At 70.0% G+C, this 22,109-nt stretch carries 13 protein-coding genes; 5 read left to right on the top strand and 8 right to left on the bottom strand.

Annotation, left to right across the window (positions count from 1 at the left end):
* Positions 1-52: 52 nt before the first annotated feature.
* From ACZ4N5_RS33990 to ACZ4N5_RS33975, 4 genes are all read right to left on the bottom strand, one after another.
* On the bottom strand, positions 53-2,221 hold the full coding sequence (locus ACZ4N5_RS33990) for an ATP-binding SpoIIE family protein phosphatase (protein WP_467760876.1): 2,169 nt from the start codon (positions 2,219-2,221) through the stop codon (positions 53-55).
* A gap of 377 nt (positions 2,222-2,598) precedes the next feature.
* Positions 2,599-3,387, bottom strand: coding sequence for a leucyl/phenylalanyl-tRNA--protein transferase (locus tag ACZ4N5_RS33985; protein WP_467760875.1), 789 nt, complete (start codon positions 3,385-3,387; stop codon positions 2,599-2,601).
* Positions 3,384-6,659, bottom strand: coding sequence for an amino acid adenylation domain-containing protein (locus ACZ4N5_RS33980; RefSeq protein WP_467760874.1), 3,276 nt, complete (start codon positions 6,657-6,659; stop codon positions 3,384-3,386). Before ACZ4N5_RS33980 ends, ACZ4N5_RS33985 begins: the two co-directional genes overlap by 4 nt.
* Before the next feature lie 72 nt (positions 6,660-6,731).
* Entirely contained in the window at positions 6,732-9,908 is a 3,177-nt protein-coding gene (locus tag ACZ4N5_RS33975) for a putative bifunctional diguanylate cyclase/phosphodiesterase (protein WP_467760873.1), read from the bottom strand.
* A gap of 393 nt (positions 9,909-10,301) precedes the next feature.
* Between ACZ4N5_RS33975 and ACZ4N5_RS33970 the strand changes: the two genes are divergently transcribed.
* Positions 10,302-10,727 carry a hypothetical protein gene (locus ACZ4N5_RS33970; RefSeq protein WP_467760872.1) on the top strand — a complete coding sequence of 142 codons (426 nt, stop codon included), beginning with the start codon at positions 10,302-10,304 and terminating at the stop codon, positions 10,725-10,727.
* A gap of 100 nt (positions 10,728-10,827) precedes the next feature.
* On the opposite strand, the gene ACZ4N5_RS33965 is transcribed toward ACZ4N5_RS33970, so the two are convergent.
* Positions 10,828-11,940 (bottom strand): aminotransferase class V-fold PLP-dependent enzyme, encoded by a 1,113-nt coding sequence (locus ACZ4N5_RS33965; RefSeq protein WP_467760871.1) that lies wholly within the window; start codon positions 11,938-11,940, stop codon positions 10,828-10,830.
* Positions 11,941-12,222: 282 nt separating this feature from the next.
* On the bottom strand, positions 12,223-13,935 hold the full coding sequence (locus ACZ4N5_RS33960) for an MFS transporter (RefSeq protein ID WP_467760870.1): 1,713 nt from the start codon (positions 13,933-13,935) through the stop codon (positions 12,223-12,225).
* Positions 13,936-14,211: 276 nt separating this feature from the next.
* Between ACZ4N5_RS33960 and ACZ4N5_RS33955 the strand changes: the two genes are divergently transcribed.
* Positions 14,212-14,985 carry a TetR/AcrR family transcriptional regulator gene (locus ACZ4N5_RS33955; RefSeq protein WP_467760869.1) on the top strand — a complete coding sequence of 258 codons (774 nt, stop codon included), beginning with the start codon at positions 14,212-14,214 and terminating at the stop codon, positions 14,983-14,985.
* Positions 14,986-15,124: 139 nt separating this feature from the next.
* Here the strand turns inward: ACZ4N5_RS33955 and ACZ4N5_RS33950 are convergent, their stop codons facing one another.
* The gene (locus ACZ4N5_RS33950) at positions 15,125-16,015 is read right to left on the bottom strand and encodes a TIGR03943 family putative permease subunit (RefSeq protein WP_467760868.1); all 891 of its coding nucleotides are present in this window, start codon (positions 16,013-16,015) and stop codon (positions 15,125-15,127) included.
* Positions 16,012-17,031, bottom strand: coding sequence for a permease (locus ACZ4N5_RS33945; RefSeq protein ID WP_467760867.1), 1,020 nt, complete (start codon positions 17,029-17,031; stop codon positions 16,012-16,014). The genes ACZ4N5_RS33950 and ACZ4N5_RS33945 overlap by 4 nt, the downstream gene beginning before the upstream one ends.
* A 398-nt stretch (positions 17,032-17,429) precedes the next feature.
* Between ACZ4N5_RS33945 and ACZ4N5_RS33940 the strand changes: the two genes are divergently transcribed.
* The 3 genes from ACZ4N5_RS33940 to pqqB all read left to right on the top strand — a co-directional run bounded on the left by ACZ4N5_RS33940 (position 17,430) and on the right by pqqB (position 22,081).
* A complete protein-coding gene (locus tag ACZ4N5_RS33940; RefSeq protein ID WP_467760866.1) occupies positions 17,430-20,399 on the top strand; it encodes a carbohydrate binding domain-containing protein in 2,970 nt (989 codons plus the stop codon).
* A 203-nt stretch (positions 20,400-20,602) separates the two neighbouring features.
* Positions 20,603-21,019 carry an SseB family protein gene (locus ACZ4N5_RS33935; RefSeq protein WP_467760865.1) on the top strand — a complete coding sequence of 139 codons (417 nt, stop codon included), beginning with the start codon at positions 20,603-20,605 and terminating at the stop codon, positions 21,017-21,019.
* A gap of 165 nt (positions 21,020-21,184) precedes the next feature.
* Positions 21,185-22,081, top strand: a complete 897-nt coding sequence (gene pqqB / locus ACZ4N5_RS33930; protein ID WP_467760864.1) for a pyrroloquinoline quinone biosynthesis protein PqqB — start codon at positions 21,185-21,187, stop codon at positions 22,079-22,081.
* Positions 22,082-22,109: the final 28 nt, after the last annotated feature.

Genomic DNA, 22,109 nt, shown 5'->3' with positions numbered 1-22,109 from the left:
CTGCCCTCGCCGCGCCCGCGTACGCCCGGCCGTGCCCCGCCCCGCAGTCGCGTCATCTTGCGACTTCCGCCCAGACCACCTTGCCGGTGTCCGTCCACCGCACCCCCCACCGGGTGGTGAGCCGGTGCACGATGTGCAGGCCACGCCCGCCGTCGTCGAGGAGGCCGCCCCGGCTCAGACGCGGCCTGCCGTTGCCGGTGTCGCCCACCTCGCACAGCAGGCCGTGACCACCACCGGCCCTGATCAGTCGTATCGTGATGGGACCGGTGGCGAAGCGCACCGCGTTCGTGACCAGCTCGCTGACCAGCAGCGGCACGTCGTCCTGAGTGTCGCTCCTGGTGTGCCATTGCCGCAGCAGTGCGGAGACGTGCGCGCGGGCACGTGCGGGCGCGTCGTTGCGAGCGGGTAGCCGCCAGGTAGCTGTGTCCCCCTTGCGGTAGCCGATCATGCGCGCGAGCAGCAGGGTCACGTCGTCGCGCTGGCGCACGGGCGCCAGCGCGGAGACGACGTGCAGTGCGGCCTGCTGCAGGGCATCCCAGGGGTGCACCGTGGACACGGCATCCGCCAGCCTGCTGATGCCGTCGTCGATCGACAGGGCCGGATCCTCCACCAGGCCGTCGGTGTAGAGGGCGAGTAGGGAGCCCGGGGGTGCATCGAACGTGCGCACGTCGAACGGCTCCCGCAGCGCGAACTCGGCGCCCAGGCCGGGGTGAGGGCGGACCGCGAGCAGGCCCGCGTGCCCGTCTGGAAGCACCAGGACCGGAGGGAGGTGGCCCGCGCTGGAGAGCGTCACGTGGCGGCTGACCGGGTCGTAGAGGGCGATGCAGCAGGTGGAGCCGAGGGCGCTGTAGCCGGCCGCCAGCCCGGACTCCGCGTCGTCCAGCAGCGTCACGGTCTCGTCCAGGTGCTCCAGCACCTCGTCGGGTGCCAGCCCCGCGGACAGCAGCGCGCGGGCCTCCATGCTCAGCTGGCCCATGGTTGCCGCGGCTCCCAGGCCGTGCCCCACGACGTCACCGACTACCAGCGCGGTACGGCCGTCCGGCAGCGGAAAGCTGTTCACCCAGTCGCCGCCGACGCCCGCGCTGTCGGGCGTGGCGGGCTGGTAGATGCTGGCGATCTCAATGGTGTGGCCCCCGGTCCGGGGCAGCAGCCGACGCTGCAACGCCAGCACCTGCGTGTGCTCGCGCTGGTGTTGACGGGCCAGGTCGACGTGATGGGCGGTCCTGGCCACCAGTTCCTGCAGGTCGAACAACTCGCTGTCGCGGAAGGGGCGGTCCGACCGCCGCCAGACCTCCGCCAGGCCCAGCACGACGGGTGGCGCGCCGTCCAGGACCAGCGGTACGCACGCCACACTCGCCGACCGGTCACCGGGCACCAGGGCACGGATCACTCGCTGACTGCCGAGTAGCCGCTCGACCGCCTCCCGGTCGGGTATGACGATGGGCTGCGGGGCATCGTCCCGCCGTACCGCCTGCGCCAGAAGGCGACTCGCGTCGCTCGGAAGATCGCCGCCCGGAGTCACGTAACCCTCGGGCCACGCCCGGTCCGGCACCAGGGCTGCCCGCCGTAGTCGGATGCGCCCCTGCCCGTGCTCGGTGACACCCTCGCCGGTCCACACGGCGAAGTCGAGGTCGACGGCGGCCACGTCTCCCCAGGCCAGCAGGGACTCCGCCAGCGATTGCGCGGTCTCGCCGATGTCCAGCGAGGTGCCGATCGCGGTCTCGGCGGCGTACAGGTGCAGCCTCCTGGCCATGGCGATCACGGAGACGGTCAAGCCCTCCTGAGGCGCCGCGGCGGGCAGGATGCTCAGCGAGACCACCAGCTCCGACCCGTCGGCGCGCCGCAGGCGCTGGATCCGGGCGACGTGTGCCTCACCGATCTCCAGGACCTGCCGCAACCGCCGTGTGACCGTCGGTACGTCCCCGACGGGCAGGAGATCGGCGAAAGGACTCCCGGCCAAGGCGTCCAGACCCGCGAATACGGGGGCGTCCAGATTGCTGCGAGTGATTCTCAGATCCCTGTCCAGGCTGATCACGCCGAGAATCTGATCCTGACGGTCGGCTGCCGGGTCGTCGGGTGCGCGTTGGCTGGTGGCGTGGTCGCCCCGCGCGTTCGCAGGACCGGCCGCCGCTGCCGCTCCGCCGCGCGGGATGTAGCGCCCCAGGGCGCTGCTGACCTGGTGAAACGGCGAAGAGGACGAGGGGGAGGGTGTGGAGTCCATGCGGCTCCCTCAGCAATCCCCGGCGCAGCGCCGGGGCTGCACTCGGACCCGTGCGTCGGGGCACCGAGATCCCTGACCGCACACCTCATTGAATAACACCGGGGGTCGCTTCGCCCACACCAGGCCGCGTCGGGTGGGGCCGTGCTCACCACCTTGCCGGGGCGCCCGCCAGGATGCGACGACCGCCGCAGGGCCACCGGCTTCCGCACGTGGGCGCGAGCTGACCGACGCGTACGTCGGGCTCGTCGGCATGAAGTCGTTCAGCGACCGCGCTGGGTCGCACGTCATCAGGGAGCAGGCCGCGTACCCGTGCTGGTTCGGTGCTGAGAGAGAGACTTTCTGACCGGCAACTACGTCGCCGCAAGCATCCAGACCGGTCAGCGCGATCCCGTCGGCTGGGCGAGGCGGCGGACGGGCAAGGTGGCGGTGGGCATCGGGAGGCTGTCGCGCGCGGCGCGGCGCAGGTGTCGCACGTACTGCTCTCGCGGTACGAGAATGGCGCCCAGGCTGCGGACGTGCGGGCTGTCCCGCTGCGCGTCGAGCAGTACGCCGCCGGCCTGTGCGAAGCGCGCCGCGAGGTCGGTCACCGCGACCTTCGAGGCACCGGGACGGTGGAAGAACATCGAGTCCATGCTGAAGACCGATCCGACCTGGACGCCGAAGACGCCGCCGACCAGATTGCCGTCCTCCCACACCTCGACGCTGTGGGCATGACCCAGATCGTGCAGGCGGACCAAGCTTGCGATCAGCTCTTCGGTGATCCAAAGGGGAGTGCGGCCGGCGCGGCATTCGCGGACGACCTGCTCGAACCCCCGGTCCAGGCTGGTCGACCACGGCAGCCGGTTGCGCAGCCGCCGAGCGAGGCTCCGGCTGAGGTGCGGGCCCGAGACGGGCAACACCGGCCTGGGGTCGGGCGACCACCAGGAGACGGCGTAAGGATCGGCCGATTCCTCCCCCACGAGCCGGATGCGGCCCTCTTGGACCTGATCGGCGAAGACCACCTCGTTCAGGGCACGGGTGTACTCGTCGGATGCCGGGAACGGATAGACCCCGGCACGGTATGCCGCCAGAAGGCCGGCGGGACTCAGGTCGGCGCTGAAGGCCACCGGACCGTCGGGCGCCGCTTCCAGCACGTCCAGCGCGTCCCAGTCAGGACACCGGCTCACCACCGTGCCGCTCCCTGGCCTCGGCTCTTCACCGGCCGGACGTTCTCGGCCTGTTGGAGGAAGTCGATCTGACGGTCCATCATCTCCGCGTCCACCGGCGGAATGTCGATCCCGGCTTCCATCAGCGCCCGCTCCGCGTTGCCGCGGGTGAACTCCGGGAAAACGCCCTGGAAGTACATCTCGCTCACCGTGATGTCGGCGCGGGCGCACCGGTCGACGAAGAGCGGGACGAACGGGGTGATCGGGTCGGTGGGGTGGCCGGCCGCGTACTTCACCAGAGCGGCGGTCCACTCGGGGTACGGGATCTCCTGGATCGGGTAACCCCGCAGTCGTAGGCGCTCGCCGAGTGAATCCAGCAGCGTGAACCGGGGGTTGGCGAGGTGGTAGACCTCTCCGCGAGCGGGACGGCGGGTGGAGATGTGCCCGATGGCGCGGGCGAGATGGTCAGCCGGCAGGAAGTCCAGCGGCAGCCGGACGTCGGGACACAGCCCGGTCCGCGCGATGAAGTTGATGAGTGCGGCCATCTCGCTGCTGGGGTTCATCACGCCGGTTCCGCTGCTGCCCGTGATGTCCATCAGGCGGTAGACGGCGACCGGCAGGCCTGCGTCGGACGCCTTCTTCAGCAGCGCCTCGGCGACCCATTTCGTCTCCACGTATCCCACCGACAGATACTCGGGGAAGCGCAGCGGGGTGCTCTCCGTCACCCTGCGCACCCCGGCCGGCCCGAATCCGGCGAGCACCGCCATGCTGGAGGTGAAGTGGACGGGGACGGCCCGGTCGGCGGCGAGGCGGATGATCTCGTATGTTCCGTCGACGTTGGCCGCGCGCAACTCGTGGTACGGGTAGATGAAGTTGACCTGGCCGCCGAAGTGGTAGACGGCGGCGATGGTCGATCCCAGCTCCTCGAACCGGCTTGGGGACAGCCCCAGTCCGGGCTTGCCCAGGTTGCCGACGACCGGCTGGACGCGCTCGCTGGACAGATCGCTCAGGACGTACCGCTGGTGGCTCGCGCGGATCCGCTCCATGCCGTGCTGGTCGTCTGAGGCCCTGACCAGGCAGAGGATCCGTCCCGTCGTCCTGCGCAGCAGCTCGTCGATCATGTGCGCGCCGCAGAAACCCGTCGCCCCGGTGAGGAGGACGTCGCCCGGGCGCCGGGGGTCGGGAGGCGGTGCGCCACGGCCCACGGCCGGAATGCGCCGATCGGCCTCGGCGGCGAAGTCGACGCTCCCGCCGTTCGGGTGGGCCAGCGTGCCGGCACGTGCCTGGCGCACGGACTCGGCGAACGCGGCGAGCGTCGGATTCCGCAGCAGTGAACGGGTCAGGTCGCGGATCTGCGTGATGCTGATGCCGAATACGACGCGGGTCCGGGCGAGCATCTCCATGGCCAGCAGCGAGTTGCCGCCCAACTCGAAGAAGTCGTCGTGCGGACGGACATAGTCCACATCCAGGATCTGGCCCCACAACTGGGCCATTCCCTGCGGTACCGGATGGTTGTCGGCGCCAGTCGTCGGCGCCGCGGTCACGGGTTCCGGTACGGCCCTGCGGTCGAGCTTTCCGCCGGGCGTGACGGGCAGCCGCTCCACCGAGTGGAAGGCTGCCGGGATCATGTAGCCCGGCAGGACCTCGGCGAGTGCCGACCGCAGTCGTGCGCGCAGCACCGCCTCGCCGCCGGCAAGCGGCGAGGCCGGCGTGAAGTACGCGATGAGGTCCCGGTCGCCGCCGGCGCGTGTCCGGGCCACCACCATCGCCTGGCCGATCTCCGGGTGGGAGACGAGCGCGGCCTCGACCTCGGCCGGATCGATCCGGAACCCGCGGATCTTCATCTGGTCGTCGACCCGGCCCAGGACTTCCAGGCTGCCGTCCGAGCGCCGGCGGCCCAGATCCCCGGTGCGATACATCCGGTCCCCCGGCGCCGAGCCGTGCGGGTCGGGCAGGAACTGCTGTGCGGTCAGGGCGGGTTGCCGCCAGATACCGCGCGCCAGCCCCGCGCCGCCGATGTAGATCTCGCCGCGCTCGCCCGGCGGCACCGGGCGCAGTTCGGCGTCGAGCACGTGGACGTGATTCCCCTCCAGGGGCCTGCCGATCGGGGCGACGGCGGTGTCCGGCGCGGTGAGCACTTCCTCGTTCAGGTCGCAGAGCGTGGAGGTGATGGTGGTCTCGGTGAGCCCGTAGGCGTTGACGAGCCGCGCGCCGGGGACCCGGTGCAGAATGGCGCGGCAGTCCTTCGCGGTGACGATCTCGCCGCCGACGATGACGAGCCTCAGCGACGCGAGGTTCTCGTCGTGGTCCAGGACGGAGACGATCCGATGCCAGTAGGCGGGGGTCAGGTCGGCGACGGTGATCCCGTGCTCCGGGAGGCGGTGCAGCAGGTCGGTGGGCGCCCACGTATGTGTTCCCGCGAGGACGAGTGTGGCGCCGCTGATCAGCGTGGCGAAGAGCTGCTCCAGTGATGTGTCGAAGCCGAGCGCCGCGGCGTGCAGCACCCGGTCGCCGGGCGTCAGTTCGTATGCCCGGGCCACCGCGGTGAGGGAGTGGGCCAGCGACCGGTGGGTGATCATCACTCCCTTGGGAGGTCCGGTGGATCCGGAGGTGTAGATCACGTAGGCGAGGTCGTCCGGCCGGGGGCCGGGGGCCGGCCGCGGTCCCTCCGGCGGCGCCTGCGCGGCCGGTTCGTCGGCGTGGACGATCCGGGCCTCGCACCCGGCGAACATCGGGGCGTGCTCGCGGCTCGAGACGATGAGGCGTGAACCGGTCTCCCCGACCAGTCCGGTCATCCGTTGCCGCGGAGTCGCGGGGTCGAGGGGCAGGAACGCGCCGCCGGAGCTCAGCACCGCCAGCAGCGCGACGACCAGCTCGGGCACGCGGTCAAGGCACACGGTGACGACGGACTCCGCCTCGACGCCCGCCTCCTGCAACTCGTGGGCAAGCCGGTCGGCGCGGCAGGTCAGCTCGGCATAGCTGAGCCGACCCTCGTCCGAGAGCACCGCGAGAGCGGACGGCTCACGGCGGGCCCGCTCCCGGACCAGCGCGGGCACGGTGCTCGGCCCGGATCCCGGGGGCCGCCGCTCGGCGCGGACGCTTGCGGGCCGCATGTCGGTCCACAGACGGTCGACGAGGCTGCCGCACCACGCGGCGGACGCCGGTCCGCCGATCCGACGCCACCCGGCCGGAATCCGGCGATCGGTGGGCCAGATCGCGTACTGCTCCTCGTCGTTGCTCAGCACGACGCGCAGCGCAGCCGACTCTACCGACGGACGATCATGTTCCGTCACCTTGGGTCTCCTGCCTCGCGTGGCGTCCTGCGGAGCATGACCTGCGCCCCTCGGGGGAGAGGGCCGCCGCCATCACTGCTTCCCTTCCGTGGGCGCCACAGGCAATCCGGCCAAGCGGCCGAGCGGCGGCGCGAGGACGAGGTGCGCCGTCTCCTCGGCGCTGACCGGCTCGGCGAAGAGGTACCCCTGACCGAACCGGCAGCCCATGGAGATCAGCAGCTCCTGCTGCCGCACGTTCTCCACTCCTTCGGCGATCACCGTGAGGCCGAGGGTGTCCGCGAGATGCGTGATGCCCTCGACCAGGGCGTACTGTTCAGGCGAGCGCCCGAGTTCGTCGACGAACGACTTGTCGATCTTGAGTATCGAGATGGGGAACTCTCGCAGATAGCTCAGCGAGGAGTAGCCCGTTCCGAAATCGTCGATCGCGAAGCGGATCCCGAGGTCGGTGAGCGAACTCATCTCGGTCAGGATGCGTTCGTCGTTGTACATCAGCACGCTTTCGGTCAGTTCCAATACGAGAGACGACGGTTCTATGCCGGAGAGATCCAGGGCGCGCCGGACCACGTTGTAGAAGTCCTCGTCCCGGAACTGACGCGGTGACACATTCACGCTGACGTAAGGTGCGTTGCGGTCGGCCGTCCCGTCGCTTCGCGCGGAGCCCTGCCACCGGACAGCCTCGGCCGCGGCTTGATCAAGTACCCAGGCGCCGAGCGGGACGATCTGCCCGCTCTCCTCGGCCAGTGTGATGAACCGCTCCGGCAGCACCATGCCGCGCGAGGAATGGGGCCAGCGAACGAGCGCCTCGAAGCCGTTGATCTGACCGCTGGTCAGTTCCACGATGGGCTGGTAAAGCACCAGGAACGAAGTCTCGATCGACGAATTGTCCAGGCCCTCCTGCAACTTGGCACGCTCCTCCATGCCGCTCTGCAGGTCCGGGTGGTAGCGGCGCCACTGGCGCTTGCCTGCCGTCTTCGCCGCGTACAGCGCGAGATCGGCGTGTGTCAGCAGTTCGACCGAGTCGATGCTGTCCTCCGTCGTGGCGACGCCGATGCTGGCGTACGTGCTCACCGGTCCCACATGGAGCCGGAACGGCTCGGCGAACACGGTCATCACGTGCTCGGTGAACCGCTCCACGCCCTCCGGCGTGGCGGCGCCCTCCACCAGGAGTGCGAACTCGTCGCCGCCGATGCGCGCGGCGGTGTCGGAGGCACGGACAGTGGTCTGCAGCCGGAGTGACAGCGCGACCAGGAGTTCGTCGCCCACACCGTGGCCGTGTATGTCGTTGACGACCTTGAAGTCGTCCACGTCGAGGAAGAGCACGCCGACCACCGTGCCGTCGCGCTGAGCCTGCACCAGGGCGTGGTTGACCCGGTCCTGGAAGAGCACACGGTTGGCCAGGCCGGTGAGCGAGTCATGGAACGCCTGGTGGGTGAGTTCACGTTCGAGCTTGCGCTGTTCGGTCACGTCCCGCAGGGTGAGGACCAGCCCACCGACGGTCGCCTCCTGGCGCAGGTCGCTCCACCTCACCTCGACCTCGATGGACGACCGGTCGGCGCGGATCATGCGCCAGTGCTCGCGCCTGGTCTGGTACTCGTGGCTCCTTATCCGGCCGAGCGTCTCGACCACCCCGCGGCTGTCCTGAGGCGGCACCAGATCGATGAGGTGGGTGCCCTCCAGGTCCGGAACACCGAGCACCTGGTCCGCGGAGGGGCTCGCGTAACGGACCCGGTCCTCTTCGTCGAGGATCAGGATGACGTCGGAGGCGTTCTGCACCAGTGTGCGGAAGTACATCTCACTGTTGTGCCGGTTGACCACCTCGGCGAGGGCAACCCGCGTCACGGTAAGTGCCGTCTGTGCGGCGAGAGTCGCCAGCGTCCCGCGGAGCATGAGCAGGTCCTGTTCGTCCCCGGCCACGATCAGCAGTCCGATCAGCGGATCGCCCGCGGGGTGATCCTGCGAGGTGAGCGGGCAGACCAGCGCGTGGCCGGTGCGGGTCGGCTCCTCGTCCGGGCCCGTGAGGTGGGAGGCGAGATCGGGCCCCACACCGTCGAGGGTCACCAGGCGGGTCTCGCCGGACGCGGCCAGTTCCCGTACAGCTGCCGTCCGCCGCGCGGACAGAGGCCCGCGTATGCCGCCGTGCACCCCGTTCACCCAGAGCGTGTTGTCCGGCACGGTGAGCAGTGCGGAACGTGGCGGGCCGTGCGGCATCAGCTCCATCACCGCGGAATGGACGGCGGCGGCCACATTCCGCAGATCGCCCGCGCCGCCCAGCGACGACACGGCGTTGCGCAGTACCTTCTCCCGGCTGACCGCCTGCCGGTGGGTCGCCACCACGCCCGCCAGGCGGTAGAGCACGAGGAGGAAGAGCAACGTGGAGAACACCCCGATGACGCCGACGTTGGAACTCTCGCCGCGCACCGCCTCCGTCAGCAGGATGGCCGGCGCGATCAGCGACGCCAGGATGAGCAGGCCCAGCCGGCCCGTGCCGGTCTCGGTGCGCTGTGCCACCGGCTGGGTCAGTGACCGCATGGACGGATCGAGCGCGGCGGCCGCCCAGGCGCCGTACAGGACGACCCAGCCGAGTTCGACGGCGCTACCCGTACGCCACGTCCCGTTCAGCTGTATCAGGCCGTAGAGCACGTCGGCAGTGAGCAGGCCGACGGTGCCCGCGGTGAGCAGCATGAGCGAGCGGCTCTTGCCGCCACGGCCGGCGAGCAGGCGCAGCAGCATCGCCAGGACGAGGATGTCGCCGAGCGGATAGGCGATGGCGAACGCCTTCTGCACCCAGGTGAGACCCGCGACGCGGGCATACGGGTCGATGAGGAAGAGCCACGACAGCAGTGCCAGGCCGACTGTCAGCGTCAGCGCGTCGACGAGGCTCGCGCGGTCGCGCCAACTCGTTCGCCAGTGGACGAAGCCCAGCAGCCCGGCCGCATAGAGCGGATATGCCACGAGATAGAAGCCGTCGGCGATCGACGGAAAGGGCACCTGCTCCCCAGTCTGGATGAGGATGATCTGGGTGGCCTCGCCCGCGGCGAAAGCGAAGTTTCCGGCGGCGAGCAACAGCCAGGGCAGTGGGTGCGCCGGGCGGTTGAGAAGGACACCCAGGATAATGCCGATGACGCCGGTCGCTCCAACGGCGACAAAGATCAGCCGCTGATCCGGAAATATGTAGTAGAACGCCGTCAGCACGATGACGCATGCACTGACGGCGACCATCACGGCCTGGCTTCGCTGTTGCGCGTTCAACCCGATTCACCTCCTGGGAGGGTCAATCGTCGGTCGGACCGAGCTGGGCGAACGGCACCGGGCGACGGCGGAGAAGCCCGTGGGATCGGGCTGACAAAGGAGAATTATCCGGGGCCGGGACTCGGCCCCCATTTCCTGTGAGCAGAATCGCCGGTATACGCGGTTGCCGTGTATACGAGAGTGCCGGTATACGCGGTCTACGGTATGCGGGCTCCTTCTCGCCGAGACATCGACGTGTCTTCCATCCAGCTTACTCAGCTCGCCATTTCCCGCACGTGCACGGCGAGATACCGCGTCGCCTTGCGGGATACGGCGCCATATGTGGAAATGGACGACGCGGTATGGACCGGATCCATCCCGCGACGATCGGCTCCTGATGGAGCATGAAGTCCCATGCTGCTGCTGTGCGCCCGGTACGCCGCCCCGGACTGGACGCTGTACGTCGCGGCGGCGGCAGCGGACTGCATGCCCGGCATGGCCGCGCTCGTCAGGTCCCGCTGGGGCGGAGATCCACCGGGAGGCACGCGGCTGCTGCACACCACATACTTGCTGGAGTGGGCGGTTGTCGGTCACCGTCTGGGCGATGGCGATGGCGATGGCGATGGCGATGGCGATGGCGATGGCGATGGCGATGGCGATGGCGATGGCGATGGCGATGGCGATGGCGATGGCGAGGGCACCGCTGTTGTTCGCGCCGAGTCCCGCGGCACTGGCGGGGATGCCCTTCGTGGCGGGCATGGCCCTCGCGCCGACCCTGATCAGCACGATGAGTCTGATGGGGCCGCCCGGCGTCGGCCTTCCAGCGTCACGTCCCGCTGACGTCCCGTCATGGGCGGACCGTGATACCCGAACGGGGGGGGACCGCCCGGGTCGGCGGTGTCTCGCGGCGTTCGTGGGTCGGCTGGTACGTCCGAAAGGTTCAGCTCCGCAGCGACGACAGCGCGGCGGCCACCCGGTCGCACGCCTCCGGTGGGGTCGAGGCGTGCGGGGAGAACCTGAGTGAGTCGGTGCGCACCGTGGGAGTGACTCCCTCGGCGTGCAACGCCTTCGCGACGACGGAGGGATCGTGGTCCGCCATCGTGAAGGAGAGGATGCCCGCGCGTCGGGCCGGGTCGGCAGGGGAGAGGATGCGGCCGCCCTTCTCCTTGACGACCTCAGTGAGTTCGGCGATCCGCGCGGCGATGGCGGCCTCGAGCGCCGTGACGGTGTGCCGCTCGACGAGGTCCAGCGCGGTCGCGAACGCGGCGGCCGTCACCGGGCTGAGGTTGGTGATCGACCATCGCTGCGCGTCCGCGGCGGGCGGGTGCTCCGTTCCGTCGAAGAGGCCGACGTCCTCGACGCCCGTCCAGCCGGTGAGGACCGGCTCCAGGGACTCCAGCGCGCGATCGGACAGTGCGGCGAAGCCGGTGGCCCAGCCCGCGCGCAGCCATTTCTGACCGCCCGCCACCACCACGTCGGCCGCGTCCCAGGACATCGCGGCCACACCGAACGCCTGGATGGCGTCCACGATCAGCAGCCGGTCCGGTCCGATCGCCTCGCGGAGCGCCGCCAGGTCGACGCGGAATCCGGTGCGGAAGTCCACGGCGCTGACGGACACGGCGACGACATCGTCGGTCAGCGCGGCGCGGACCAGGTCGGGGGTGACTCCGCTGCCGGGCGCCGGATCGAGCCAGCGCGGCGTGGCCCGGCCCAGGTCGGCGGTGCGGCGCCACGGATAGTGGTTGGCGGGGAAGTCGGTGCGCGGTGCGAGGACCACACCCTCCCTGACGCCGAGGGCGGCGTGGAACAGGCCGGTGGACGCGTTCGGGAGCAGCACGGTGTGCCGGCTGTCGGTGCCCGCGAGGCGCGCGGCCGTGTCCCGTGCGACGCCCTCCGCACGCATCAGGCCGTCCACCGTGGTGTGACCGGCGCGGGCGGACTCCTCCATGGCTCGCGCGGTGGCGGCCACGGCGTCCCGTGACGGCGGACCGAACCGTGCGAAGTCGAGGTACCCGGCGGGCGTGTCGAAGTGGGCTGCGTACGACGTGAGCACGGGGCTCGTCCTTCCGGGACGGTGCGGGTCGGGCGGTGTGACGGCGCGTGCGCCAGGTGAGCAGTGCCGTGTGTTCGATGGACCGGCGTCCCGCTTTTCGCCGTCGCGTGCGCGTCCCTGCTCGCTCGCACGGTACGTGCCGCGTGCCGCGCGGACCGGCCCGGGGTGCCTGCCCGAGGGCGCCGGCCCGCATGTGAAAGGGGACGGCCGGGCACCCTTGGAGAGGTGCCCGGCCGTCCCGTTCGCCGACGCCGATACGGATATACCGATGCGGCCGGGGGCTCAGTGCCCGGCGGATTCCTCGGGGCGCGCGTGGCGCGGCAGGAGGAAGGCGAGCAGGAACGTCAGGGCGAGCATGACGGCGACGATCCAGAGCACCGTCTGCATGACGGAGCCGAAACCGCTCCGGAAGGCGGACTGCGCGGTGGCCTGCAGCGCGGCGGGTATCCGGGCGCCGTCCTGGCGCGAGGTCACGGCGGACCGGGTGTCGGTCTCCAGGCGGGCGCAGGACGCCGGGGTCGCGGCGGGATCCTTGGCGACGGCGCGGTCCGAGGTGCAGGTACGCAGGTCGGCCACGATGCGGTCCTGAGCCGCGGGTGCGACGTGCGCTGCCGTCAGCTGTCCCCGCAGGCCGTCCGCGCGGTGGTCGACGGCGGTGGCGATACCGCCGCCCAGCAGACCGAAGAACACGGTGCCGAGGATGGCCACGCCGAAGGCGCCGCCGAGCTGCTGCACCGCGGTCATCGTGCCGGACGCCGAACCCGTCTCGTGCTGCTCGACGCTGGCGAGCACGATGTCGAAGAAGGGTGCCATGAGCAGGCCCATCCCGATGCCGGTGACGAGCAGCGACGGCAGGAGCTGCCAGGGGCCGACGCCGCCGCCCACCGTGTCGAGGGTCAGCCATACGCCGAACACGCCGACCGCCATGACGAGCGCGCCCGCCTGAAGCACGGCCCGTCCGAACTTGGCGACACCCTGAGCCATCCCGAAGCCGACGATCATGCCGCCCGACCAGGGCACCATCACCAGTCCCGCCTTGAGCGGCGCATAGCCGAGGCCGATCTGGGTGTAGAGGTTGAACACCAGCATGAAGCCCTGCATGGCCGAGAAGAAGACCAGCCCGAGGATCATGCCGCCGCTGAAGCCGCGCTTGCGGAAGAGGCTGGGGACGACCAGGGGGTCCCGGCCGGCCTTGCTGCGGCTCGACTCGTACCTGGCGAAGACGACGAAGACGATCACCGAGGCGCCCATCATCACGAACGTCCACACCGGCCAGTCGTACTCACGGCCCTGCACCAGCGGGAAGATGATGAGCAGCGCGGCCAGCGCGACCAGGAGCATGCCGAGGATGTCGAGCCGCGGCTTGCTGTCGGACCGGCCCTTGGGCAGGTAGCGCACGGCCCCGAGGATCGCCGCGGCACCCAGCGGCAGGTTGATCAGGAAGATCATGCGCCAGCCGGTGCCGAAGTAGTCGGCGTCCACGAGCCAGCCCGCCAGGATCGGCCCGCACACCGCGGACAGACCCATGACCGGGCCGAACATGCCGAAGGCCTTCTGCGACTCCTTCGGCGGGAACATCTCCTTGATCATGCCGAGGCCCTGCGGCAGCATCACCGCGCCGAACAGTCCCTGGACGACCCGCGCGCCGATCAGCATCCCGGGTGACGCGGACACCGCGCACAGCAGCGAACCCAGGGTGAAGCCGGCGGCTCCGACCAGGAACATCGTGCGGCGCCCGTGAATGTCCCCGAGCCGCCCTCCGGTGACGAGCCCGACGGCCATCGAGAGGGTGTAGGCGGCGGCGAGCCACTGGAGAGTGGAGGCGCCGCCACCGAGGTCGGCCCGCATGGAGGGACCGGCGATGTTCGTGACGACGGCGTCGAGGAGGTCCATCACCTCGGCCGCGAGGATCACGAACAGCGCAGCCCAGCGCCACCGGTAGGGCGCTGGTGCGTCGATGGGCGTCTCGGCGGACGCGACACCGGTGGTGGACATCGGAACTCCTCGTGAAGAGGCCGCACCAGGGTCACGACCCGCGGGCGCGGTGGGGCGGATGGATGTGACTGCCCGGCCTGCCGTCACGGAGGGAGATACAGGAAACCAGACGCCGGAGAACATCGTTCACCCTAACAGAACAGTGCTCATCAGGAGAACGGCGTTCATTAAGATATAGCGCAACCTGGCGGCGCGGACAAGATATATCGCGTGCTGCCGGAGTGAACGCCGCTCTCCGAGCGAGAACACTGCTCTCCCGGCGCCTAGACTGGCCTCATGAGCGACGCGGCCGCCGGCACCCCCGTACAACCTCCGCCGTCCCCCTGGGAGCGCGAGCGCCCCGTTCGCGCTCGCGTCGCCCCTACGCGCGCACCGCTGACGCGTGAGCGCATCGTCGAGGCCGCGTTCACGGTGCTGGACCGTTCAGGGCTCGACGGGCTGTCGATGCGCCAGGTGGCGGCCGAACTGGGGGTCGCGGTCTCCGCCCTCTACGCCTACGTCACCTCCAAGGACGACCTCCTGGAGCTGATGTACACCCGGCTCTTCGACGGCTTCCCGATGCCCGCACCCGACCCCGAGCGGTGGCTGGAGCAGGTGCGGGAGTACGCCCGCGCCTGGCGGCGGCGCCTGCTGTCCCATCGCGACATGGCCAGGATCTCGATGGCTCATGTCCCCTTCACCGCCGAACTGCTGCCGCACGTCGAGTCGTTGCTCGCCGTCTTCCGCACCGCCGGACTGCCGGACCGGATCGCGGCGGAGGCCGGTGACCTCATCTCCACCTACATCGACGGCTTCGTCCTGGAGGAGGGCATGTGGCAGGACCGGGCCGCCCAGCACACCGGTGACAGTTCCTCCCTGGCCCGCCCCGACTGGCGTGAGATGGCCGACGACATGCAGAACTACTTCGCGTCGCTGCCCGAAGCGGACTTCCCCCACCTGCGCGCCCTGTCCGGGGTGATGGTGACCGACTCCTCCGACGAGAGGTTCGACATCGGTCTGGAGATCATCCTGCGCGGCCTGGCGAGCTATCTGCCGGACCCGGCGGTTTGAGCGAGCACGGCATCTGCCCGGCTCAGGACAGCCGCTGATCCACGGTGGAGCATTCCCGTCCGAGGCGACTCAGCCCTGGACGATGCCCAAAGGTGAGGGGCCGGGGCAGGTCGCCGTGGACCTGCCCCGCAGCTCTCGGCTAGTTGTTCCAGCTCTCGTCGTACGGATCGTGCGGCGTCGGGACCGGCCTCGCCGAACTCACGTCGAGGAACGGGATGATGCCGCCGTTGACCGGGTCCTTCGTGCGCTTGGTGGTGTAGCTGCCGGTGACTTCCAGCCAGGTGTCGGGCCGCAGGACGGGCGGAATGCGCCCGGACAGGCCGATCTTGACCGGCTGGGCGTCGGCGGCACAGCAGTTGAGGGCCATGCGGACGAGATAGGGCGTACCGGCGTGGTCGAGTGCGACGAAGCCGGTGATCCTGACCCGTCGGCCGCCGATGGAGCGGCCGTGGTCGTATGCCGCCCGGCTCGCGTAGTCGACCAGGCCGAGGGGGACCGGGTCGCCTGCGGGCAGCTTGGCGTAGCCGAAGGGCGCCTGCAGCGCCGTACCGGTGCGCATCGCGCTGTAGGAGCCGAGGGCGGGCGGGGCGACCAGGATGAGCGCGAGCAGCGGGAGGACGAGGAGCCACGAGATACGCGGTTCACGATGTCCGTGTCCGTGCCCATGGCCGTCCGCCTGCCCGTCCCCCTCCGCCCGCCCGTGCTCGTCCGAATGCTCGTGTGCGCCCACACCTGCGCTTGCGACCGTGTCCGCGCCCGTGTCAGCGCTCGCGTGCCCATGCTCGATCTCCTCCGCGTGCGCCCGCTCGCCGTCGCGCTCCTCGCCGGGGCGGTCGACGGAGGCCTTTCGGTGCTCGCGTATCTCGTACCAGACCGTGGTGAGGGCCGTGACGATCAGCACCACACCGGCCGCGAGCAGCAGGGGCCGCAACCCGGCCTTGACGTAACGCAGATAGAGGTCCGTGACGCTCGCGTGCAGCACCGCAGCGCCGACGAGGAAGAGCACGGCCGCCTGTGCCTGCCGGTTCACAGCAGCACCGCCCCGATCAGAACGGACATGAGGATCGCGAGAGCGAAGGTGGTGGGTGCGAAGCGCACCGCGAAGCCGCGGCCGAACGTGCCGACCTGCATGGCGAAGAGCTTCAGGTCGATCATCGGTCCGACGACGAGGAACGCCAGCCGGGCGGTGAGTGAGAACTGGGTCAACGAAGAGACCACGAACGCGTCGGCCTCGGAGCAGATCGACAGCAGGACGGCCAGGATCGCGAGGGCCAGGATCGAGACCACCGGATTCCCGGCCGCGGCGTGCAGCCAGCTCGCCGGTACGACGGACTTGAGCGTGGCCGCGGCCATCGCGCCCAGCACCAGGAACCCGCCCGCGTGCATCACGTCGTGGCGCACCGAGCCCCAGAACGCCGCCCCCTTGCCGAGGCCCTCGTGCGCGGGGCGGGCCGGCGGGCGCAGCCAGTCGGTACGGCCGAGGCGCTGCCACAGCCAGCCCATCACGCAGGCCACGAGGAGACTCGCGACGAAGCGGGCCAGAACCATCTCCGGGTTCCGGGGGAAGGCGACGGCGGTGGCGGTCAGCACGATCGGGTTGATCGCCGGGGCGGACAGCAGGAACGCCAGGGCCGCGGCCGGAGTGACGCCGCGTCGCACCAGCGCCCCGGCGACCGGTACGGAGGCGCACTCGCAGCCGGGCAGGATGGCCCCGGCCATCCCGGCGACCGGCACCGCGAGCGCCGGCCGCTTCGGCAGCGCACGGGCGAAGAACGACGGCGGGACGAAGACCGCGATGACCGCGGACAGCAGCACACCGAGTACGAGGAAGGGCAGGGCCTGGACCACCACCGCGACGAACACGGTCATCCAGCTCTGCATCACCGGTGCGGACAGCGCCCCGCGGATGGGTCCCTGCGACGCGATGACCAGCAGCAGGAGCATGGTCAGGGCGAGCGGGGAGTTGAGGTTCCAGCCCTGCCGGCCCCGGCGGTCGTCCTCGTCCTGCCGGTGAACCGGTGGCGGGGCTTCCTTGGTGATGGTCACGCTTGAGCTACCTCCGGTCGGGGAAGGGCGCGGCTGCCGATGCCCCTCCGCCTTGAATACGCCGGTTCGGCCGCGGCTTCTCACCGGGCGTCGGCGGGATTGCCTGCGCCCGGGGGATTCTTGACCTTCGCGGGACCGGGGGCGTCGCATCACGCCCCTCGGCCGTCGTGAGCGGCTGATCCATCTTCCACGGGGCACGTCCGGACGGCGCGGGTGGGTCCCGGTGGGGCCACGGCTACCACCACTCCTCTGTTTTCACCTCGCGTTGCGGTCGTTGTGACATCCCTTTACGTCGCTGTCATGTACCTGTAGCTTCCGGGCCGCAAGGGCTTTCAGGAACTTGCCGGTTCTCCTTGCAAGGCAACTCCCTCTCCCCGGACCCGCATTGGAGACGCCCCATGAGACGCAGACCCCAACGCCCGCCGCTGAGACCGCTGGTGGCGCTCGTCGCGGTGACCGGACTGTTCGGTCTGACCCCGCCGGACGCGGGCTCCGTCCCCATGGAGAGCACGGCCGCCACGTCCGCCACGGCGACCGTCTTCTACTACACGAAGACGAAGAACTGGCCCACCACGTACCTGCACTACGCCCCGGACGGCGGCTCCTGGACCACCGTGCCCGGCGTGCGGATGGAGGCGGCCTGCACGGACTGGGTGAAGGAGACCGTCGACCTCGGCTCGGCTGCCGGGCTGCAGGCCACCTTCAACAACGGAAGCGGCACCTGGGACAACAACGGCGGCAACAACTACGCCTTGGGCACCGGCACCATCACCGTCAAGGACGGTGTGATCGCACACAGCGACCCGTGCGCCGACACCGGCACGGGCAGCGGCAACCAGGCCACCGTCTACTACTCGACCGCCACGTCCGGCTGGACCACCGCCAACATCCACTACGCGCCCACCGGCGCCTCCTGGACGACGGTCCCCGGCGTCGGCATGGAGACCGCCTGCACCGGCTGGTGGAAGAAGACCCTCGACATCGGTACGGCGACCTCGCTCAAGGCGGCCTTCAACAACGGCAACGGCGTCTGGGACAACAACAACGGCGCCGATTACGCGATCGCGTCCGGCACCACGACCGTGAAGGACCGGACGGTCACCACGGGCGCCACGGACCCGTGCGCCGCCGAGGTGCCCGACACCCAGGCGCCGACCACGCCCACCGGGGTCACGGCGACCGCCACCGATACCTCGGTCGTGGTGAGCTGGAACCCGGCGACCGACGACACCGCCGTGACGAAGTATCAGCTCACGTGCACGGGCGGCACGTCGGGAACCGTCGTCACCGACGTCGGCTCGACGGTGTACTCCGACACGGGACTTGAGGAGAAGACCACCTACACCTACACGGTGAAGGCCGTCGACGCGGCCGGAAACACCTCGCCCGCCTCCTCCGCCGCTCCCGTCACGACCGGCGAGAAGGCTCCCGCGCCGGCCTCGGGGACGCCGCTCGGCACCGACCCGCGCAAGGACCCGATCTACTTCGTCCTCACCGCACGCTTCTACGACGGCGACAGCACCAACAACCGCGGCGGCAGCCAGGACGTCAAGTCGGGCAACGCGGCCAACAACGACCCCATGTTCCGCGGCGACTTCAAGGGTCTCGTCGACAAACTCGACTACATCAAGGCGCTCGGATTCTCGGCCGTCTGGATCACCCCGGTCGTCCTCAACCGCTCCGACTACGACTACCACGGCTATCACGGCTACGACTTCTACAAGGTCGACCCCCGCCTGGAGTCGGCCGGAGCCTCCTACCAGGACCTGATCAACGCGGCCCACGCCAAGGGTATGAAGATCTACCAGGACGTGGTCTACAACCACAGCTCCCGCTGGGGAGCGAAGGGCCTGTTCACGCCGACCGTATACGGCGTGCGCGACTCCCAGTGGAGCTGGTACTACGACGAGAAGAACGAGGGCTTCGAGTACGACGGTCTGACCGTCGAGCCCAAGTCGGGGAAGTCGTACTACAACGGCGACCTGTGGTCGACCGCCGAACCCTCCGGCAATACCTGCCTCAACTGGGGCAAGCCCACCGGAGGCAAGAGCGCCGAAGGCTACACCCTGTACAACTGCCAGTGGCCCAGCCCCACTTCGGGCATGTTCCCGAAGGCGTACTACCACCAGTGCTGGATCGGCAACTGGGAGGGCGAGGACTCCCGTTCGTGCTGGCTGCACGAGGACCTCGCCGACTTCAACACCGAGAACGCCACCGTCCAGAACTACTTGATCGGCGCGTACGACAAGTACATCGACATGGGTGTCGACGGATTCCGTGTGGACACCGCCGTCCACATTCCGCGCGTCACCTGGAACCGGCGTTTCCTGCCCGCCATCTACGACCGGGTCACCCAGCGCTTCGGCACGGACGCCGCGAAGAACTTCTTCGTGTTCGGCGAGGTGGGCGCCTTCGTCAACGACAAGTGGAACCGCGGCTCGGTCAACCACTCCGCCCAGTTCTACACCTGGAAGGAACGCAAGGAGTACAGCGCGGACGACGAGACGGCCGCCATCGAGCAGTACAACTACGAGGAGCAGCTCGGCACCGGCAACCAGCCCACCTCCACCAACGCCTTCCTGAGCGGGAACAGCTACCACACACCGGACCGCAGCCAGTTCTCCGGGATGAACATCATCGACATGCGCATGCACATGAACTTCGGTGACGCGCAGAACGCGTACAACAACGGCAAGGACTCCGACGACTCCGTCAACGACGCCACGTACAACGTCGTCTACGTCGACAGTCACGACTACGGCCCGAACAAGTCGAGCACCCGCTACAGCGGCGGCACCGACGCCTGGGCCGAGAACATGGCGCTGATGTGGACCTTCCGCGGCATTCCCACGCTGTACTACGGCTCGGAGATCGAGTTCCAGAAGGGCAAGCAGATCGACTGCGGGCCGACCTGCCCGCTGGCGACCACCGGGCGCGCGTACTACGGCGACCATCTCGCGGGCAGCGTCACGGCCTCCGACTTCGGCAAGGCCGACTCCGCGAGCGGCGAGGTCGCGACGACCCTCGCACAGCCGCTGGTCAAGCACCTTCAGCGGCTCAACCAGATCCGCCGGGCGATCCCGGCCCTGCAGTCGGGCCAGTACTCGACGGACGGCATCACCGGCTCGATGGCCTTCAAGCGCCGCTACACCAGTGGCTCGACCGACAGCTTCGCCCTCGTCACGGTCACCGGCGAAGCGACCTTCACCGGTATCCCGAACGGCACCTACACGGACGCCGTCACCGGTGACGTGAAGACCGTCTCCGGCGGCACGCTGTCGGTGGCCGCGCCCGGAAAGGGAGACCTTCGGGTGTACGTGCTGAACGGTCCCGGCAAGATCGGAACCGACGGGCCCTACCTCAAATAGGCGGCCCGCGGGTGACAGGAGCGGCGATCGCCGTGATCACGCCGGGCGCAAACCGCCCGAGCGGGACACCGTGATCGCTGCTTCCGCACCCGATGGGAGCCAGGATGAATGGCGTGGTGAGCGTTGGGTACGCGACCGTCGATACGCCCGGGAGCGAGACCGGCCCGGGTGGCCGCCCGCCCTCCACTACCCGGGGACCCGCCATGGACACGCCCTTGAACAACCACCACCCCGCCGCACCCGCGGTGACACCCGCCCAGGAGGCCCTGGACACCCTCGCCGAGAACACCGACGACAGCGCGGCCCTGGACACGCTCGCCGGCAGCGACGTACTGGTGCCCGTGCCGGACGACGCCACCGACGCGGACATCGCCGACCCCCATGCCGTCGCGCTGCCCGTCCTGGACCAGCCCGACGGCGGACAGGTGGTTCCGGTGTTCACCTCCGAGCTGGAGCTGGCCGAGCTCCTCCCCACCGTCTCGCGTTATCGGCTCGTACCGCTCGGCGCGCTCGCCTCCCAGTGGCCGTCCGGCGATCTGGCCCTCACGATCGACGCCGCTTCACCGCACGGCCTGACCCTCACCTCCGAGGGCGTACGCACACTGCTGGTGCGGCCGTAAGGCTGAGGGTCGCGCGACGCGGGCCCCGCCCACGGTCCCTCCCCGGGGTCCGTCGGGCCGGCGCGCGGGCGAAGGACGTCCGGAATTGCTCCTCGCCGTGGAGTGGCCCGGCCCGTCCTGAAGGGGAAGATCCCTGAAAGTCCGCCGCGGAGGAGTGGGGTTCCCTTGAGAGTCGTCCTGCTGGGTACCGCCGCCGACGGCGGCTTCCCTCAGTGGAACTGTGCCTGCGCGCTGTGCTCGGCCGCCCGCGACGGAAAACTGCCCGCACGTACTCAGGAGTGCGTCGCCGTCAGCGGCAACTCCCGCGACTGGTGGCTCCTCAACGCCTCGCCCGACGTCCGTACACAGCTGAACGCCACCCCCGCGCTCGCGCCCGGACCCGGGCCCAGGGGCACGCCCGTGCGCGGGGTCCTGCTGACGGACGCCGACGCCGATCACGTCACGGGACTCACCATGCTGCGCGGTGCCCCGGGCCTGAAGGTCTACGCCGCGCCCCCGGTCCTCGCAGCGCTCTCCCCGCTGCGCACCCTGCTCGACCGCTACACCCCGTGGGAATGGGCGGACAGTCTGACCGAGGGCGGATTCGTCCTGGCCGGTGGACTGGTCGTCAGCGCCCACGCGGTCGGTTCCAGGGCCCCCCGGCACATCGCCGGGGCGGACGACGACGACCGCTGGGCGACGGCGTACCGGATCGAGGACCTGGCCAGCGGGGGTGTGCTCGTCTACGCGCCCTGCCTGGGGGAATGGACGCCCGCGCTGGACGACCTGGTCACCGGGGCGACCTGCGTCCTGCTCGACGGCACCTGCTACGCGGCCGAGGTGACGGACCCGGCGGTGCGGACACCCCACGGGCGCACGGCCAAGGAGCACCGTCCGGGCCGTCTTCCGGTCTCCGGCGCGGACGGCAGTCTGGCCGCACTGGCCCGGCACCCTGGTCCGCGCGTGGTCTACACGCACCTCGACAGTACGAACCCGCTGCTCGACCCGGCCACGGAGGCCCGCGCGTCGGTGACCGGGGCCGGCGCCGAAATCCTGCCGGACGGAGCGGAGTTCGTGCTGTAGGGGAGGGGTGCAGCGGAGGGCGGTGGAG

This window comes from Streptomyces sp. NPDC026500, from assembly GCF_055567635.1.
Note: the sequence above shows the minus strand (reverse complement) of the source record. Positions and strands in the feature narration are given on the sequence as shown.

Coding starts and splice junctions, on each gene's coding strand:
- ACZ4N5_RS33990 (WP_467760876.1), bottom strand. CDS start 2,221: ATGGACTCCACACCCTCCCCCTCGTCCTCTTCGCCGTTTCACCAGGTC.
- ACZ4N5_RS33970 (WP_467760872.1), top strand. CDS start 10,302: ATGCTGCTGCTGTGCGCCCGGTACGCCGCCCCGGACTGGACGCTGTAC.
- ACZ4N5_RS33960 (WP_467760870.1), bottom strand. CDS start 13,935: ATGTCCACCACCGGTGTCGCGTCCGCCGAGACGCCCATCGACGCACCA.
- ACZ4N5_RS33955 (WP_467760869.1), top strand. CDS start 14,212: ATGAGCGACGCGGCCGCCGGCACCCCCGTACAACCTCCGCCGTCCCCC.
- ACZ4N5_RS33940 (WP_467760866.1), top strand. CDS start 17,430: ATGAGACGCAGACCCCAACGCCCGCCGCTGAGACCGCTGGTGGCGCTC.
- ACZ4N5_RS33935 (WP_467760865.1), top strand. CDS start 20,603: ATGGACACGCCCTTGAACAACCACCACCCCGCCGCACCCGCGGTGACA.